The 17394-nt window shown below is 42.5% G+C and carries 14 protein-coding genes and 1 pseudogene; 6 read left to right on the plus strand and 9 right to left on the minus strand.

Annotation, left to right across the window (positions count from 1 at the left end):
* Window position 1: 1 nt before the first annotated feature.
* From LV83_RS00130 to LV83_RS00145, 4 genes are all read left to right on the plus strand, one after another.
* A complete protein-coding gene (locus LV83_RS00130; RefSeq protein WP_111609498.1) occupies window positions 2–850 on the plus strand; it encodes a sugar phosphate isomerase/epimerase family protein in 849 nt (282 codons plus the stop codon).
* 100 nt (window positions 851–950) lie between these two features.
* Entirely contained in the window at window positions 951–1910 is a 960-nt protein-coding gene (locus tag LV83_RS00135) for a glycoside hydrolase family 43 protein (RefSeq protein ID WP_111609499.1), read from the plus strand.
* A gap of 175 nt (window positions 1911–2085) precedes the next feature.
* Window positions 2086–3303 (plus strand): Tm-1-like ATP-binding domain-containing protein, encoded by a 1218-nt coding sequence (locus LV83_RS00140; protein ID WP_111609500.1) that lies wholly within the window; start codon window positions 2086–2088, stop codon window positions 3301–3303.
* Window positions 3304–3517: 214 nt separating this feature from the next.
* Complete coding sequence (locus tag LV83_RS00145) at window positions 3518–4378, plus strand: phosphoenolpyruvate hydrolase family protein (protein ID WP_111609501.1); 861 nt, start codon at window positions 3518–3520, stop codon at window positions 4376–4378.
* A gap of 45 nt (window positions 4379–4423) precedes the next feature.
* Here LV83_RS00145 and LV83_RS21270 read toward each other — a convergent pair whose 3' ends face one another.
* From LV83_RS21270 to polA, 6 genes and pseudogenes are all read right to left on the minus strand, one after another.
* Window positions 4424–4756 (minus strand): hypothetical protein, encoded by a 333-nt coding sequence (locus tag LV83_RS21270; protein ID WP_146613665.1) that lies wholly within the window; start codon window positions 4754–4756, stop codon window positions 4424–4426.
* Between the two features lie 432 nt (window positions 4757–5188).
* Window positions 5189–5683, minus strand: coding sequence for a hypothetical protein (locus LV83_RS00150; protein WP_146613666.1), 495 nt, complete (start codon window positions 5681–5683; stop codon window positions 5189–5191).
* A gap of 861 nt (window positions 5684–6544) precedes the next feature.
* A complete protein-coding gene (locus tag LV83_RS00160; protein WP_111609503.1) occupies window positions 6545–7237 on the minus strand; it encodes a DUF4288 domain-containing protein in 693 nt (230 codons plus the stop codon).
* 57 nt (window positions 7238–7294) lie between these two features.
* Window positions 7295–7816, minus strand: a pseudogene (locus LV83_RS00165) (tyrosine-type recombinase/integrase); the annotation flags it as partial.
* Between the two features lie 223 nt (window positions 7817–8039).
* Entirely contained in the window at window positions 8040–9413 is a 1374-nt protein-coding gene (gene radA, locus LV83_RS00170; RefSeq protein ID WP_111609504.1) for a DNA repair protein RadA, read from the minus strand.
* A gap of 248 nt (window positions 9414–9661) precedes the next feature.
* The gene (gene polA / locus LV83_RS00175) at window positions 9662–12490 is read right to left on the minus strand and encodes a DNA polymerase I (RefSeq protein WP_111609505.1); all 2829 of its coding nucleotides are present in this window, start codon (window positions 12488–12490) and stop codon (window positions 9662–9664) included.
* Between the two features lie 162 nt (window positions 12491–12652).
* Between polA and LV83_RS00180 the strand changes: the two genes are divergently transcribed.
* The gene (locus LV83_RS00180) at window positions 12653–12967 is read left to right on the plus strand and encodes a hypothetical protein (RefSeq protein WP_111609506.1); all 315 of its coding nucleotides are present in this window, start codon (window positions 12653–12655) and stop codon (window positions 12965–12967) included.
* 56 nt (window positions 12968–13023) lie between these two features.
* Here LV83_RS00180 and LV83_RS00185 read toward each other — a convergent pair whose 3' ends face one another.
* Complete coding sequence (locus tag LV83_RS00185; protein ID WP_111609507.1) at window positions 13024–13464, minus strand: hypothetical protein; 441 nt, start codon at window positions 13462–13464, stop codon at window positions 13024–13026.
* A gap of 69 nt (window positions 13465–13533) precedes the next feature.
* On the opposite strand from LV83_RS00185, the gene LV83_RS00190 reads away from it, so the two are divergent.
* Window positions 13534–15213: an amidase gene (locus LV83_RS00190; RefSeq protein ID WP_111609508.1), complete on the plus strand. Its 1680-nt coding sequence runs from the start codon at window positions 13534–13536 to the stop codon at window positions 15211–15213.
* Between the two features lie 66 nt (window positions 15214–15279).
* On the opposite strand, the gene LV83_RS00195 is transcribed toward LV83_RS00190, so the two are convergent.
* Together LV83_RS00195 and gpmI are read right to left on the minus strand one after the other, a co-directional pair.
* Window positions 15280–15849, minus strand: coding sequence for a hypothetical protein (locus tag LV83_RS00195; protein ID WP_111609509.1), 570 nt, complete (start codon window positions 15847–15849; stop codon window positions 15280–15282).
* Window positions 15849–17372: a 2,3-bisphosphoglycerate-independent phosphoglycerate mutase gene (gene gpmI / locus LV83_RS00200; protein WP_111609510.1), complete on the minus strand. Its 1524-nt coding sequence runs from the start codon at window positions 17370–17372 to the stop codon at window positions 15849–15851. The genes LV83_RS00195 and gpmI overlap by 1 nt, the downstream gene beginning before the upstream one ends.
* Between the last annotated feature and the right edge of the window lie 22 nt (window positions 17373–17394).

Genomic DNA, 17394 nt, shown 5'->3' on the forward strand with positions numbered 1-17394 from the left:
GATGAAATTTGGAGTAAGTACATTTTTATGGGTGTCGCCTTTCGACACCCATTCTTTTGACCTTGTGCATAAAGTGAAAGAAATGGGCTTTGATATCATCGAAGTGCCTGTGGAGGACAAGGATTTGGTGGATTGGGATGCGCTGAAAAAGCTGACAGATGAACTTGGACTGCAAGTGAGCATCAGCGGAGCATTCGGGGCAGATCGGGATATTTCCAGTGAGGATCCAGCCATTCGTGCCAATGGACTGCAATACATAGAAGATTCCATCAAAATCGCCGCGAAAATGGGAAGCCCGTTATTCGGTGGACCATTGTATTCAGCGGTGGGTAAGCTGCGTTCGATTTCTGCAGAGCAAAAGCAGATAGAATTTGACTGGTGTGTGGATAACTTAAAGAAAGCCTGTAAAACTGCGGAGGAATACGGAATCACCTTAGGTTTGGAACCGCTGAACCGCTTTGAAAGTGACATGGTTAATACTGTGGATCAAGCTTTGGAAATTGTGAAAGCTGTTGATTCACCTTGGTTAAAAATACAGCTCGACACTTTTCACAATAATATAGAAGAGAAAAATATAGCTGCTTCTATCCGAAAGGTTGGGAAGGAATTGCTTTGTCACGTGCAAGGAAATGAAAGTGACCGCGGCACTCCAGGTACTGGAAACTTAGCTTGGGATCAGATCAAGGAAGCTCTGGAGGAAATCGGATATGAAGGTGCGATTGTGATCGAAACGTTTGGTGCTGTATCCAAAGAAATGGCGAAAGCTACTTGCATTTGGAGGCCATTGGCTGAAAGTCCTGATGCTTTGGCGAGTGAAGGATTGGCTTTTTATAAGAAGCAGTTTGAATAAAAGAGGCTTCGACTTCGCTCAGCCTGACAATACCTTTCGAGGTCTGTGAGTCAAAGACTTAGGTCTAAGAGCCCTTAAAAAACTTATAAACTAATAAACCATGAACATAACCCATATCCTAATTTCAGTATTTTGGCTAAGCCTGAGCTTTTTGCCCATTCCTGAAAAAAGCCCGATTCTACTTGCCGACCCAACGATTTTCTATCATGAGGGCACGTACTATCTCTATGGTACCAGCGGAAATGACAAGAATATGGGCTTTGAAGTCTACGTTTCCAAAAATCTAAAATCCTGGAAACGCTCGGATAAAAATGATGGCTATGCGCTTAAAAAGGGTGAATCTTATGGAGATATTGGATTTTGGGCACCGCAAGTTTTTGCCTACGAAGGGAAATTTTACATGGCTTACACCGCCAACGAGCACATTGCCATCGCAACTTCTGATAGTCCATTGGGGCCTTTTACCCAAAAGGAAAAGAAAGATTTGGAAGCGCCTGTGAAGCAAATCGATCCTTATATTTTCATAGACGACGATGGGAAAAAGTATATGTACCACGTTCGTCTCACGGAGGGCAACCGTTTGTTTGTCGCAGAAATGGAAGATGATTTCTCAGGAATCAAAGCCGAAACCTTGACCTATTGTTTCCATGCCGAAGAGCCATGGGAAAACACCCAAAATGTGGACTGGACAATTTCTGAAGGCCCCGCAATCATCAAGCATGAGGGTTTGTATTACTTTATTTATTCTGCGAACGATTTCCGAAATCCGGATTATGCTGTCGGCTATGCGGTGAGTGAAAGCCCGATGGGACCTTGGACCAAGAGCCCTTCTAACCCTATTTTCGACAAAACTGATGCAGGAATCAATGGTTCCGGACATGGAGATTATTTCGTGGATGCGAAGGGAAAATTGAGATATGTGCTTCATACCCACAACTCGGATGAGAAGGTTTCTCCTAGAAAAACGGGGGTAATCGAATTGGAATTTGTCAAGAATGGAAATGAAGCTGATCTTTTGGAAGTAAAGAAAGGGAGCTTTAAATTTCTTGAGGTGGAATGAAAAATGACCGATGTTTGGTGTCGGATGCCCGATGCTTTTACCCTTCGATTTCGAGACTATCGTCTCTCAAGTGCAAGGGTGACAAACCGGTCAGTCTGAGCGAAGTCTAAGACATACATAAAAGTTAAATGCACAGGCACATCCCGATGCCAAGAGATTAACAAACAACAGTAAAATGAGTCAAAAACCTACCATCCTAATGCTTGGCTGCTTTGATACGAAAGGCGAGATCTTCGCTTTTCTGAGAAGTTGTCTGATAGCACAAGGAGCAGAAGTTGTTACTGTTAATGTAGGTGTAATGGGCTCGACCACCCTATTTCCGATAGATGTGGGTGCAACTAAAGTCTGTGATACTGCGGGCGGAAATCTAGAAGATATCCGAAATAAAAATGACCGTGGCTATGCCATGGAAATCATGGGTCGGGGAGCGGCAATAATCTTGGCTGACCTTTATAAGCAGAAGAAATTTGACGCAGTAATAGGTATGGGTGGAGGTAGCGGAACTTACGTCACGCTGAAAGCTATGCAAAACCTTCCTCTAGGTATTCCGAAAATCTGTATTTCTACTTTGGCCAGCAAGGATCTTTCTGAGCAAGTTGGTGCCAAGGATATCCTGATGATGCCTTCTGTGGTAGATGTGGCGGCATTGAATTCCATCATCAAACCCATCATTCAGCAAGCTGCCGCTGCGATAGTAGCCATGTGCGGTGTGGTTGTTCCCGAAAACTCCACAACTTCTAAACGCATTGCCATCAGCATGTTTGGGAACACCAGTACATGCGTAAATTATTGTACTGAGCTACTTGAAGAGAAAGGTTTTGAAGTGATGACTTTTCATGCAAATGGCTTGGGAGGAAAAGCAATGGAAGGTCTTATCCTTGAGAACTGTTTTGCAGGGGTTTTGGATATTACCACTACAGAGCTTGCAGATGAACTGTGTGGGGGTGTTTGCAGTGCAGGGCCACATAGATTAGAAGCTGCCTCCAAAATGGAAATCCCTCAAGTAGTGGTTCCGGGCTGTATGGATATGGTCAATTTTGGCACTATGGATTCTGTACCTAGTAATTATAAGAATCGACAATTGTATAGTTGGGTACCCACTGTCACTCTGATGAGGACAAACGTAGAAGAGAATAAAGTGCTGGGTGAAATACTTTCCAATAAACTTAATCAAGCTTCTGGGCCAACTGCAGTTCTTTTTCCAGTAAAAGGTCTTTCCCAAATAGATGCGGAGGGAAATGTATTTTATGATCCTGAATCAAATCTAGCACTTTCAAAATCTATTCAGGATAACTTGAAATCCGATATACCTTTTGTCAACTTGCCTTTTCATATCAATGATCCTGAATTTGCTGAAAAAGCGGTAGAGAGGTTACTGGAGATGATGAAGTAGAGGTCTTTGTATGTTTCGGTCTGTGGAGACACAGACCGAGGCTACGAGAGATGATGAAAGGTTAGGGATAAGAGATCGGAGATTAAGAGAATAAAAGTTAGTAACACTTCCAGCTTTTTCAGAAGCAGGACAACTTGAAAATATATTTTAAAGACTGTGCTCACCGCGGTGTTCTTTGCGGCCTTTGCGGTTAAAAAACGATAAAGTAGAAAATATGCCAAATCCATGGACAGGAAAGGGAAATCCCTACACAAGACAGGAAGTAAGAGATAGACTTAAGGAAACTTTAGCTCAGAAAAAAGCCATTATCGCCGCTGGTGCAGGGACAGGTATCTCAGCTAAATTCATTGAAAAAGGTGGCGCTGATCTCCTAATTATATACAACTCGGGAAGATTCAGAATGTCAGGACACGGCTCGACTGCTGGTTTGATGGCTTATGGTGATGCAAACGCCGTGGCGATGGAAATCGGGGAATTTGAAGTACTGCCGGTGGTGGAAGAGATTCCTATAATCTGTGGAGTTCACGGTTCTGATCCGAGAAGACGCATCTGGCATCACTTGTTGAAAGTGAAGGAAATGGGCTTTTCTGGAATCAACAATTTCCCAACACACTCCATTGTCGATGGGCATTTTCGCCAGGTATTGGAAGAAACAGGAATGGGCTTCGAAAAGGAAGTTGAAATGGTAAGAATTGCCGATAAGATGGACTTATTTTCTATCGTGTATGTAGCCACTCCTGAAGAGGCTCGCCAAATGGCGGAAGCTGGCGCCGATGCGATTATTTCCCATGTGGGTACGACTGTCGGAGGATCAATCGGCGTGACTGGCGCAAGCTGTAGCATGGATGAGGCAGTGGCGAGAACCAATGAAATTGTAGCTGCGGCCAAAGCCGTGAATCCTGATCTATTCTTCTTGGCACATGGCGGTCCTATCAACACACCTGAAGATGTTCGTGAAGTCTTGGAAAAAGCGGATGTTCATGGATTTGTAGGAGCTTCTTCGCTAGAAAGAATGGGAGTGGAAGAATCGCTGACTAATTTGACGAGGGAGTTTAAGAAGTTGACGGTTAGGTAGGTATTCTTAAAGTGGCGCTGTATTCCGGCGCGCTTTTAGTTTATGCTAAAATGAAGCGGATTCCTTTTGAAAAACTGCTTTACAACGGGATTCAGCTTGGAGGCGGCGGACATTCGGAGCCGTTCCCTTCCAGCCTACTCCTAACTTCTTAAAGACACTGATTTTCATATTTACTCTGGACCGCCCGATGTATCCAAGGTGATGTGTGTGCCTTGAATGGTGAATATAGACCAAAAAGATGGTCGTTCCAACGGGTGAAAGTCCCTTAAGCGCGGGAGTCGTTACCCGAAGCCAAGCAAGTGGCAAGCTGGTTTGCCGTGAGGCATACAGTGAAGTAAGCCAGACTGCGGTGTCTGTACTGAAGAACATGAACCACATACGGAGGCTATTTAGGTCGGATGAGGTAGCACATCATACTGACGTCCAAAGGTTGGGTAACCAACATGTGCTTAGATGGTAGATCCAGTGGATATTGAGGGAAGGAATATGCTCTTACCTGGGGAGATCTCTGGCTGTCGTGAACATCTAAGAGAAGTCAGTCCCGCACGTGCGGGATCATAGTAGCTACGAGGAACGAGCCATAAGAACTATGGAGGTCTCACAGAAGTAGTGAAGGGCCGAACGTATTGTGAAGTGAAAATTCGATAAGGAGCCATCGTGTAGCCTTATCTTAAAAGTAACGGAAAGAGGTTGTTGGTGTAAAGAGCGACAGCCTTATGCTTTACGAACCGCCGTATACGAGACCCGTACGTACGGTGGTGTGAGAGGCGCACCTCGCTAACTTAATGGTTGGCGAGGCCGTCTACTCGATTACAGCCCGTTTAGTTTGTTCAGTCCGATTTTCAGCCCTCTAATTCCGGTGTTTTCAACTTCTATTAGGTTGTCACCAGATATTACGAAAGAGTTCTTAGTGTTCCCGTTATAAAATGCTGTTCCTCCGAGAGTTTTTAAGTGTAAGGTATCTCCTGAAATTGTATAAGTCCCTCTGACTTCAATTTCTCGTGAAGAGTTGCCAAGTTCCCAAGTTGAATCGTCATAAACTCCTAACCAATATGCACCTAAGGGAGCTTCTCTTAATCCAGTTAGCACAAGTTGATCCTGTTTTTTGTTCGTTGGGTACATCAGAAATTCAAGTCCAGTTATGGCCAGAATTAAAATGAATGTCGTTAGGAAGGTTATTCCAGCGTACCGCAGTTTGTTTGTTCGTGTCCGTTGAAATGCTGAAAGTATCAAGAAGACAATTGTTCCCACTACTCCAATGAGTCCGATGAAAAACTTAAGTAGGCCAGTTGCAAATAATATCATATCGAAGTGGGTATGGGCTGTAACGTGATTCAGCTTGGAGACGGCGGGCATTCGGAGACGTTCTCCTCCTACCTACTCCTAACTTCTTAAAGGTACTAAACTTCCAATTTACTCGGAACCGCCCGCTGTCTTCTAAGGTGATGTGTGTGCCTTGAATGGTGAATATAGACCAAAAAGATGGTCGTTCCAACGGGTGAAAGTCCCTTAAGCGCGGGAGTCGTTACCCGAAGCCAAGTAAGTGGCAAGGTGGTTTACCGCGAGGTATGCACTGAAGTAAGCCAGACTACGGTGTCTGTACTGACGAACAGGAACTCTATACTGAGGCTATGAGGCTGGATGAGGTAACACATCATGCCGAAGTCCTAAGCTCTGTAAACAGAAATAAGCCAAAATAGTAGATAGAGCAGAGATAGGCACAAGGATATTCATTTTACCGAGGGAGGTCTCTGAACGTCTGGAACGTCCAAGAGAAGTCAGTCCCGCACGTGCGGGATCATAGTAGCTACGAGGAACGAGCCATAAGAATATCGGGAGAAAAAGCCTGAGCGCAAACGTAAAAACCTGATCAGACTGGGAGTGGATCAAAACCATGCTTATGCATGGAGTAGAACCAGAAAAGGAGGATGGGCCGTGGCTCAAAGTCCTATACTGGTAACAACAATTACTCTTTCCAAACTGAGAAGAAAAGGTTATCTAAGTATGTTGGACTATTACTCTAAATCAAAACCTGAGATTCAGTGAACCGCCGTATACAGCTTGTCCCGATTCATCGGGAAGACCCGTATCCCGCATTTGCGGGAGTGGTGTGAGAGGCGCACCGTGGGCTTATGGCTCACGGCCGTCTACTCGATTGTGGTGTCGTTATTTTTCATTTTCGCGTTTCCACATCCGTTCACAATTAAGTCTTCTGCTCTTTAATACAGAGAATATTTCTATTCCTTTTTGTTCATCCTCCAGCATGTCGTCTAGAGAGCTATAACTTGTTTCATACCAATCAGAAAATTCTTCAAATTTCCAACGAACAAGTTCGCCATGACCGTTTATATATGGTTTTTCATACTCTTCAAACCCCTTTATAAGCTTTTTTTCTGCATCTTTAACACTTGTCGCTTTTATTAATAAAATTCTGTCTTCATAATCCTGCAACCCTTTTTCTCTATTTTCTATTTGAATTGCAAATCGTGTCTTAACTGCAAAATATAATTCTATTGGTTCGTAATCCAGGTCAGCTAATTCCTGCATAGAAGCTATCGCAATATGGTCTATTATTGGGTTCTTAGTGAAATCTAAAAGTTCTTTTTTTGAGCAGGTCAATTCTAATCCGCTCGGTGAAGTATTAGTCCCAGTCTTAATATATTCTTTTTCTTTAATCTCCTTTACAAACTCCTTGAAATTATCTCTTTGTCTTTGGCGAATAACTTTTAGTCTTTTTTTCGGTGCTAAATACAGTATATCCATGTAGTCTGGATATTTCAGATGAATCCGAACATTTATAATTTCTGGGTACGAATCCAATTCATTAATATTTTCTATGCCTAAAATTTTAAACTTCATCGTTTCTTTATAATGCACCACAACGAGTCGCTATACGCAACTAGTTGCGTATATTTTTTATATATCTAATTTGTCCAAAGGGCTTATAATCTGATTAAATCCTTTGGTTGTAATATGTGTGTAGATCTCTGTCGCCTTCGAGTTGCTATGCCCGAGAAGGCTTTGGATATACCTAAGATCTGTTCCGTTCTCCAATAGATGTGTCGCAAAGCTATGACGGAGGGTATGTACAGTCACATGCTTCTTGATACCAGTTTTCTTTAAAGCTGCCTTTAATATACTTTGAATGCTGCGACTAGAGTATTGCAATGGTTTTTCCTTAGTACTGCCCATTCCCTCAAATAGCCAATAGTGAGGTTTTTCTTTTTTGAAATAAACTCTCAAGAGATCTAATACCTTCTTGGACAAAATGGTATATCTGTCTTTGTTACCTTTTGACTTTTCGATATAGATTTGCATTCTATCAGAGTCTATCCCAGTGATGGGTAGATTTACTAGTTCACTGATTCGCAAGCCTGCAGAATAGATGGTACTCAAAATAGCCTTATGTTTGATGTTTTTAATGCTAGATAAGATTTGTTGGACTTCTTCTTAACTGCATACCGTAGGAAGTGTCTGCTCCTGTCTGGGACGCTCTACAAAATACAATTTTCTTTTACCTCCTAATACTTTCTCAAAGAGAAATTTTATTGCATTGATGGCTTAGTTTTGATAGGAGGTTGATACTTTTCAAAAGACCTAATATCTGCAATTAATTTTGATTTGACATGGCTTAAACTAGCGCTGAGAATTCATCTGACTCCTAAAATATCTTCTGATACACCTCTTCCAACTTACTCACAGCCATCACCTCAATTTTGTATTTGCTAAGGTCAAGTCCTTTCACGGCGTATTTGGAGACAATGATCTTTTTGAAACCCAGTTTCTCAGCTTCAGCAATGCGGTTTTCTATGCGGTGAACAGCACGGATTTCTCCTCCCAAACCCACTTCTGCTGCAAAACAAATCTGCTCAGAAACAGGCGTATCCTCATAGCTGGAAATCAAGGACGCACAGACAGCCAAGTCCAAAGCCGGATCATCTACACGTAATCCACCGGCCACATTCAAAAACACATCCTGCTGACCGAGTCGCATTCCACCTCGCTTTTCCAATACTGCCAACAACATATTCAATCGCTTGGCATCATGACCAGTGCTACTTCGCTGTGGAGTACCATAAGTGGCCGGGCTGACCAGTGATTGAATCTCGATCAGCAAAGGCCGATTTCCTTCCATCATTGCTCCGATAGCGACACCATTCAAAACTTCCTCTCGCTGTGTCAATAAGATTTCAGAAGGATTGGCAACTGGGCGAAGTCCCTCAACCCGCATCTCGTAGATTCCAAGTTCGTGTGTGGATCCGAAGCGGTTTTTGGAAGTTCTCAGGATTCTGTAGCTCATGTGTCGATCACCTTCAAACTGCAACACCGTATCCACCATATGCTCCAGCACTTTTGGTCCGGCGATGGACCCGTCTTTGGTAATGTGGCCGATTAAAAAAACAGGCGTTCCGGTTTCCTTGGCAAACTTCATGAGTTCCGCGGTACATTCCCGCACTTGGGAAACTGAGCCAGCAGCCGATTCTACGTACTGAGAGGTCAAGGTTTGGATGGAATCTATCACCAGCAAATCAGGCTTCAATACTTCAATTTGCTGGAAAATCTGCTGGGTGTTTGTTTCAGAGAGCACATAGCACTCCGGATTTTTGGCAGACATACGATCAGCACGCATCTTGATCTGCGCTTCGCTTTCCTCACCGGAGACGTAGAGTATTTTCTTGTTTTGCAGGATCAAAGCAATCTGAAGCATTAAAGTGGACTTACCTATTCCAGGTTCCCCGCCAATCAGCACCAGTGATCCAGGGACGATTCCTCCCCCAAGTACCCGGTCAAGTTCATCATCTCCGGTGACATATCGCGGCTGTTCTTCGTAATTGACCTCCTGAATTTTCTTTGGAACGCTGGCTTTTTTGGTACCAGTTGTAGGTGTCTTCCAAGATCCTTTACCGGATTCCTCCTTCTGCACGATTTCTTCCACATAGGTATTCCATTCTCCACAGGCAGGACATTTTCCAAGCCATTTTGGACTTTGCGCGCCGCAGTTTTGACAGAAAAAGGTGGTTTTTATTTTAGCCATTTGGATATGGGAATTACGATTTTTGATTTACGAGGTTTGCTGGAACTCCAAGGGTGATTTTAGGAAAGGATATTCTTGAAATTTTAATTATTAGTTAAAACTCAGAATCTCTGCACAAAGAAGAGTGAAATACATTCGTTTCCAAGACTTAATATTTTCAAATTTTTCAATCTTACAATTTCAAAATGAAGAACACCGAACGCCGAATAATGAAGTCTTGATACTTGTCTCTAATGTCTAGATACTAACTAGTGTGCTTGCAGCCAATCCGTACCCGTACCGACTTCGACTTCCACCGGAACAGCCATCTTAATTGCGTTAGACATAAGTTTCGGAACGTTGGCTTTTAGGATTTCTACTTCATCCTTGTGCGCATCAAATACCAATTCATCATGAACCTGAAGAATCATTTTGGATTTCAATCCTTCTTTTTTCATCCACTTGTGCACATCGATCATGGCAACTTTGATCAGATCGGCGGCAGAACCTTGAATCGGTGCGTTGATGGCATTTCGCTCGGCGAAGCCACGCATGGTTGCATTTCGGCTGTTGATATCCCGAAGATATCTTCTGCGACCGAGGATAGTCTCCACGTACTCGTGAGTTTTGGCTTTTTCAATCGCTCCATCCATGTATTCTTTCACGGCTGGGAATTCCTTGAAATAGGAATCAATAATCTCCTTGGCTTCACCGCGTGAAATAGAAAGTCGCTGAGAAAGTCCAAAAGCAGAAATACCATAAATAATCCCAAAATTGGCCGTTTTGGCCTTTCTACGCATATCTGAAGTTACTTCCTCTAATGGCACTTGGAAAATCTTCGCAGCCGTAGTTGCGTGAATATCTCTTCCGTTTTTAAAAGCCTCGATCATGGATTCGTCTCCCGAAAAAGCCGCCATGATCCGCAATTCGATCTGGGAATAATCCGCTGCCAAGAGGATGTGATTTTCATCTCTTGGAACAAAAGCCTTACGGATCTCACGCCCTCTTTGGGTCCGGATGGGAATGTTCTGAAGGTTAGGGTTAATGGAAGAAAGTCGACCTGTCGCTGCCACAAACTGATTGTAGGTCGTATGAACCCTACCAGTTTTGGAATTGATCATGGTTGGAAGAGCATCGACATAAGTAGATTTCAGCTTCACCATCTGGCGGAAGTCTAGGATATTCTGGATGATCTCATGTTCATGGGCAAGTTTGCTCAAAACTTCCTCTCCAGTTGCATATTGCCCGGTTTTAGTCTTCTTGGCTTTAGGATCCAGCTTTAATTTATCGAAAAGGACTTCTCCCAATTGCTTTGGCGAAGCCAGATTGAAGCGGACTCCAGCCATCTCATAGACCTTGTTCTCGATCTCTTTGCTTTCTTTTTCTAGCAAAAGAGACATTTCAGCAAGACTTTCCATATCTATTCGAACACCCTCAAACTCCATGTCCGCAAGTACATTAATCAGAGGATTTTCCACCTCATCAAAAAGCTTCTCCAGATTGTCGTTCTTCAAAAGTGGATCAAATGCGGCTTTTAATCTAAGCGTGATATCGGCATCTTCAGAAGCATACGCAGTGACTTCATCCTCATCCACATCACGCATATTTCCTTGATTCTTGCCTTTCTTGCCAATTAATTCAGTGATAGAAACAGGCTCATAATTCAGGTATTGCTTTGCCAACCAATCCATGGAATGCTTGCCATCCGCATCGATCAGGTAATGTGCAAGCATAGTATCGTAGAGCACGCCTTTTACCTCGATATCGTAATTCTTCAGCACCAAAATATCGTACTTGATGTTCTGGCCGATTTTCAGAATGGCTTCATTTTCAAAAACTGGCTTCAAAAGTGCCAGAATTTTTAGTGTCTCTTCACGGCTTTCCGGGCACGGAATATAGTATGCCTCACCGGTCACATAGGCGAAGGAAATCCCGACCAATTCTGCTTCCATTGGATTTACAGAAGTCGTCTCCGTGTCGAAGCAAAGCTCTTTTTGAATCTCCAAAAACTCAACAAGCTCAAGGATCTCAGCTTCTCCTTTGACTTTATGGTAATTTTGGATATTACTATGAATGGTATCAGGAGCTTTTTGCTCAGCCACATTCACGGATTCCTCTTCAAATTCTATTGCAGGTGAGGAAGAAGCAGTGGGAGCTGGAGCTTCTCCAAAAAGGCCTAATTGATCATTTTTCTGAACTGCAGCTTTTTTATCAGCTCCTTTGAAAACTCGTGAAGCTAAGGTTCTAAACTCCAGCTCTGTAAAAATTGCCCGTACTTTCTCCTCGTCGATTCCCTCGTATTTTAAGTCTTCCTTGACATAGGTAATTGGCACATCGCATTTGATAGTTGCGAGTTCTTTGGAAAGAATCCCCTGAGCAGCAAAGTTTTCCACATTCTCCTTTTGCTTGCCTTTGAGATCAGCTGTATTTTTCACCAATTCTTCAACTGTGCCGTAAGTCTTCAGAAGTTTGACGGCTGTTTTTTGGCCTATACCAGGAATTCCAGGAATGTTATCCACAGCATCTCCCATCAATCCAAGTATATCCCGAACCTGATCTACACGCTCTATATCCCATTTAGCACAGATCTCTTTTGGACCCATAATGTCTACACCGTTACCCATGAAAGCAGGTTTGTAGAGAAAAATATGATCGTCCACGAGCTGCCCATAATCCTTGTCAGGAGTCATCATGTAAACCGTAAAGTTTTCCTTCTCAGCCTGCTTAGCCAAAGTCCCGATCACATCATCTGCTTCGTAGCCGTCCAGTTCCAAAATCGGAATATTGAATGCTTTGACGATTTCTTTTACCCAAGGAATGCCCACGCCAATATCTTCGGGTTGCTCTTGGCGATTGGCCTTGTAGGGTTCGTACTGAATATGTCGGAAAGTTGGGGCATGGGTATCAAAGGCGACCCCAATGTGGGTAGGTTTTTCCTTATCTATTATCTCAAGAAGCGTGTTGGTAAACCCCAGCATAATGCCTGTGTTGAGTCCTTTCGAATTTATTCTCGGGTTTTTGCTGAAGGCAAAATGCGCTCTGTAGATAAGCGCCATAGCATCAAGTAAAAAAAGCTTACAGGGCTGTTTTTGGGACATTTTTGGATTATTTTTGGTGAAAAGGCGATCGTATTTTAGCTGTGTAAGTTACAAATTTTCGGCTAGTAGACTTCCAAAAGTTGGGGATATCCAGAGATACTCCGACAGAGTTTGGCTATAATTTTGACAATACTCAAAACCAGACCATAAACAAACAACCGTATGAAAAAATTATTCGCAATTCTCGCACTGGTATTTTCCGCGCACATGCTAGTAGCAGCGCCAACCAATGATGAAGACTCTAAAAAAGAGAAAACTGAACTAACGGAAGCTCAAAAGGAGCGATTAGCCGAAATCCAAACTAGAGTGGATGAAATCAAAGCGATGGACTTTAGTGAAATGAGTAAAGAGGAAATTAAGGATGTTCGTAGTGAGCTTAAGGATATGAAAGAGGAAGCCAAACGAGCAGGAGGTGGAGTATATATCTCTGTAGGAGCAATTATTATTATTTTACTTCTATTGATTTTGTTGACCTAAGAAAAAACTAAATCATCATGAGTGAAAAAGGAAGATCCTTGCTGATCTTCCTTTTTTTATTTTTCAGTATTCTGAGCGAGGTAACTCTTTACCTGACACCCTCTTAAAAACACCAAAATGAGGGGAATTATCCATATAATCTCATTAAAAATCAACTGAAAAGCAGTTCGTTTATTCCACCCCAGATCAGGTAGGAATCCCAAGAAAAACCAGATTGCCAAAATTATTTTTCCAGTAATTCCTGCAATTATCAGATATACCCAACTAATGGGATAAAATGCACTAAAGAATATAAGTAGGCCTACTAAAATCCCAAATCCTCCATAATATGTCACTGGTAGAGATGCTTCGATCATATTTCCATCAGCGAACCAATTGACAATTGATCCTCCCATGAGTCTGAAAATGGCAGACCAGGCAATTGTGTACATTCCGGTTAAGAGAAGAATTCCACGAAAGGACATGGGGAATACAGGAAAGGAAGGATTTTGATCCATTGGTTGATTATATTGGGTGATTGAACATGTACTTAGTATTCTTAGATTACATTATTACAAAACTATTCAATGGAATCAAAAAACACAGTTTCTTCATCGGCATTTATCCTTATCGCGGCGGCAGGCTGCTTACTTTTAGGTTTTACACTAGGTAGAAATACTGGTGAAATCACACCACTTTCTATCGAAGGAGCTTCAGAGCTATTTGGTTTGTCTTTTACCCAAGCAGAGAAAGACAGTATGTTGGGATCATTAGAGAACCAACGCAATAGATATGAAGCTTTGCGAGAAGTAAAGTTAGACAACTCAGTAGCACCTGCTTTGGTTTTCAATCCACTTCCCTCGGGATTTCAACCAGATCAAATTCAAAAGCAACTAGACTGGGGCTTGGCAACAGAGATAAGTTTGCCTGCTGAAGAATCTGACATTGCTTACATGCCTGTTCATGAGCTCGCAGTGTTGATCAAATCCAAGAAGATATCCAGTGAGCGACTGACAAAAATCTACCTGGACCGTATCAAAACCTATTCAGACACACTTCAATGCTTGATCACTTTAGTGGAGGATTCCGCTTTAGAAAAAGCTAAGGCGATGGATGCGGAGTTGGCTACTGGAAAATATCGTGGTCCCCTTCACGGGATCCCATATGGAATCAAGGATCTATTGGCCGTAAAAGGCACCAAGACGACTTGGGGAGCTATGCCATATAAAGATCAGGAAATTGATATGACAGCCACAGTAGTGAATAAGTTGAATGATGCCGGTGGCGTGCTGGTGGGTAAATTCACACTTGGAGCCTTGGCGATGGGAGATGTTTGGTATGGCGGAGTGACCAAAAACCCTTGGAATCTGGAGCAAGGAGCAAGTGGCTCTTCAGCAGGCTCAGCTTCGGCTGTTAGTGCTGGCTTAGTTCCTTTCGCCATTGGCACAGAAACTTTGGGATCCATCGTATCACCTTCCACTAGAAATGGCGTAACTGGCCTTAGACCAACTTATGGTCGGGTAAGTAAAAATGGTGCAATGGCCTTGAGCTGGTCTATGGATAAAATAGGGCCAATATCCAGATCAGCTTTAGATGATGGGATAGTCCTCTCGATAATCAATGGAGAAGACGCAATGGATGCCAGCACCATCAAATCAGCATTTAATTTCTCATCTAAAACTAATGTGAAAAAGCTTAAAGTTGGCTACTTCAATGCCTACTTTGAAGGGAATGGATCTGGCTCCAAAAACAATCAAGATGTACTTGATTTGTTGAGAAATCAGGGATTTGAGTTGCATCCAGTGGAGCTAAAAACTTCTGTAAATCCCCGCGCAATTCAAATCATGCTATCGGTGGAAGCTGCGGCGGCATTTGATGAGCTCACTAGAAATGGCTGGGATGATCAACTGGTAGCACAGCACAAAAATGCTTGGCCAAATTCATTTCGATCGGCGAGATTTATTCCAGCTGTCGAATACGTGCAAGCCGCCAGACAAAGGACTATTCTAATCGAGGAAATGCACGAAATCATGAAGGATTATGATGTGATCGTAACTCCGAGCTTCGGAGGAGCGCAGCTACAGATCACTAATCTGACAGGACACCCTGCACTTTGCCTTCCAAATGGCTTTAGTGAATCAGGGAGTCCAACTTCTATTACGCTGCTGGCGAATCTTTTCGAAGAGGAGAAACTGGTAATGCTGGGAGACTTAATTCAAAAAAACAGCGACTGGCAAGCTAAGCGACCTCCAATGTTTGATAAATAATTGATGAATAAAGAAAGGACCGGAGATAATCTCCGGTCCTTTCTTTATTTCTTCTAGAAGGCTTTTTCAATTCGGAACTATTGTTCCTTTGATCTTCATATCATTCTCATCTAAAAACCAGATCTTCTGAGACGTCTCTATTGAATAGCGGTCTATCAACTTAGTAGAAGTATCAATGTATATCGATGCCAAGGTAGTGGTGGAATAGAATAAGTTATCATCAGCTATTTTGATTGAAACACTACTAACAGCATCATTTTCATAGGTGACTTTGATGTATTTTACTTTTTCCTTTGATTTAGGTAGCGCTTCATGAGTCAAAAGATCATCTGAAATTGAAGTTTTATACGATTGAAGCATGGAAGCCTTATTGATATCAGCTTCTTTGAAAACACTGAATTCTTCCTCCCAATCCTGAATAGAATAAACCACAGAGACCTCATTTTCTTCCTCTTGAATCTGAGATACTTTGGTTACTTCTACGCTATCAAGTTTTTGAATATTCTCTTCGACAAATCCTTTAAGATCGAAGTACGGATCTTCTTCAATTGCAGTTGAGATTTCACCCACGCAGGAAAAAAGCCCGAAAACGGCTAGAAAGATAATCCCGAAGGAAAAACTTTTGGTTTGCTTCATTAAGTCAAAAGGATATTTCCAGTCATATCGGCTGGCTTTTCTATTCCCATCAGTTTAAGAATCGTAGGTGCCAAATCGCCAAGTTTTCCATCATTAATGGTAAGAAGGTCGTTTTTGTCCACCATGATGCATGGTACCAAGTTAGTAGTATGCGCCGTGTTCGGAGTGCCATCTTCATTGATCATCATGTCGCTATTGCCATGATCTGCTATGACGATGATGGTATAGTCGTTTGCCAAAGCGGTGGTGATCACGCTATCAGCACAGGCATCTACCGCCTCACAAGCTTTCACAGCTGCATCGAAATCACCCGTGTGACCTACCATATCCGCATTTGCGAAGTTGAGACAGATGAAATCAGCACTTTTCTTTTTCAACTCGCCATTGATTTTGGAAGCGATTTCAAAAGCACTCATCTCAGGTTTGAGATCATAGGTTGCTACTTTTGGAGATGGGCAAAGTAGTCTGCTTTCACCATTGAATTCTGATTCTCTTCCTCCGGAAAAAAAGAAGGTTACGTGCGGATACTTCTCAGTTTCAGCGATTCTGATCTGCTTTTTATTCGCTCTTTCAAGGACTTCTCCTAGGGTATTATTAAGATTATCTTTTTCGAAGAGAACCTCTACTCCTTTGAACGTAGCATCGTAATTAGTAAAAGTAACGTAGTCTACATTCAGCTTTTTCATATTGAAATCCTCGAAATCACGCTGTGTAAGCGCCTGAGAGATTTCTCTTCCTCGATCAGTTCGGAAATTGAAGCAAATCAAAAGGTCACCCTCCTCTATTGTCGCCAAAGGCTTATTATCTGCTCCAACATGGATGATTGGGCGAATAAATTCATCTGTAACTCCATTTTCGTATGACTTACGCATGGCAGCAATGATGTCTTTGGATTTTTCACCCTCACCTTTTACCATCGCATCGTAGGCAAGTTTTACCCGCTCCCAACGATTGTCTCTGTCCATAGCATAATATCTTCCTACTACGGAAGCAATCTTACCAGTAGAATTAGTCAAATGAGCCTGAAGATCTTCTAAATATCCAATGCCTCCTTTTGGATCTGTATCTCTTCCGTCTGTGAATGCATGAATAAACACATCATTCATCCCGTTGAATTTAGCTGCATCACAAAGTCCTTTCAGGTGTGTGATATGCGCGTGAACTCCACCATCAGAAAGTAATCCCATGAAATGAGCTTTCTTGTTTGCGGCTTTGGCTTTTGCAAATGCTTCTACCAAAACTGGGTGGGTATTTAGCTCTTTATTCTCTACGGCTAGGTTGATTTTCACTAAATCCTGATATACCACTCGACCTGCGCCGATGTTCATGTGCCCAACTTCGGAATTGCCCATTTGGCCTTCAGGTAGGCCAACTGCAAGACCAGAAGCCTCCAGTTTTCCATGAGGATATTTAGTGTAAAGACTATCTACAAAAGGGGTTTTTGCTTTGTCAATCGCAGAAACAGAAGGATTGGTGGCTATTCCCCAACCATCCAAGATCATTAAAAGTACTTTCTTATCCATACCGCAAATATATTATAATTAA

It is taken from the genome of Algoriphagus yeomjeoni, assembly GCF_003259505.1.
GTDB lineage: Bacteria > Bacteroidota > Bacteroidia > Cytophagales > Cyclobacteriaceae > Algoriphagus > Algoriphagus yeomjeoni.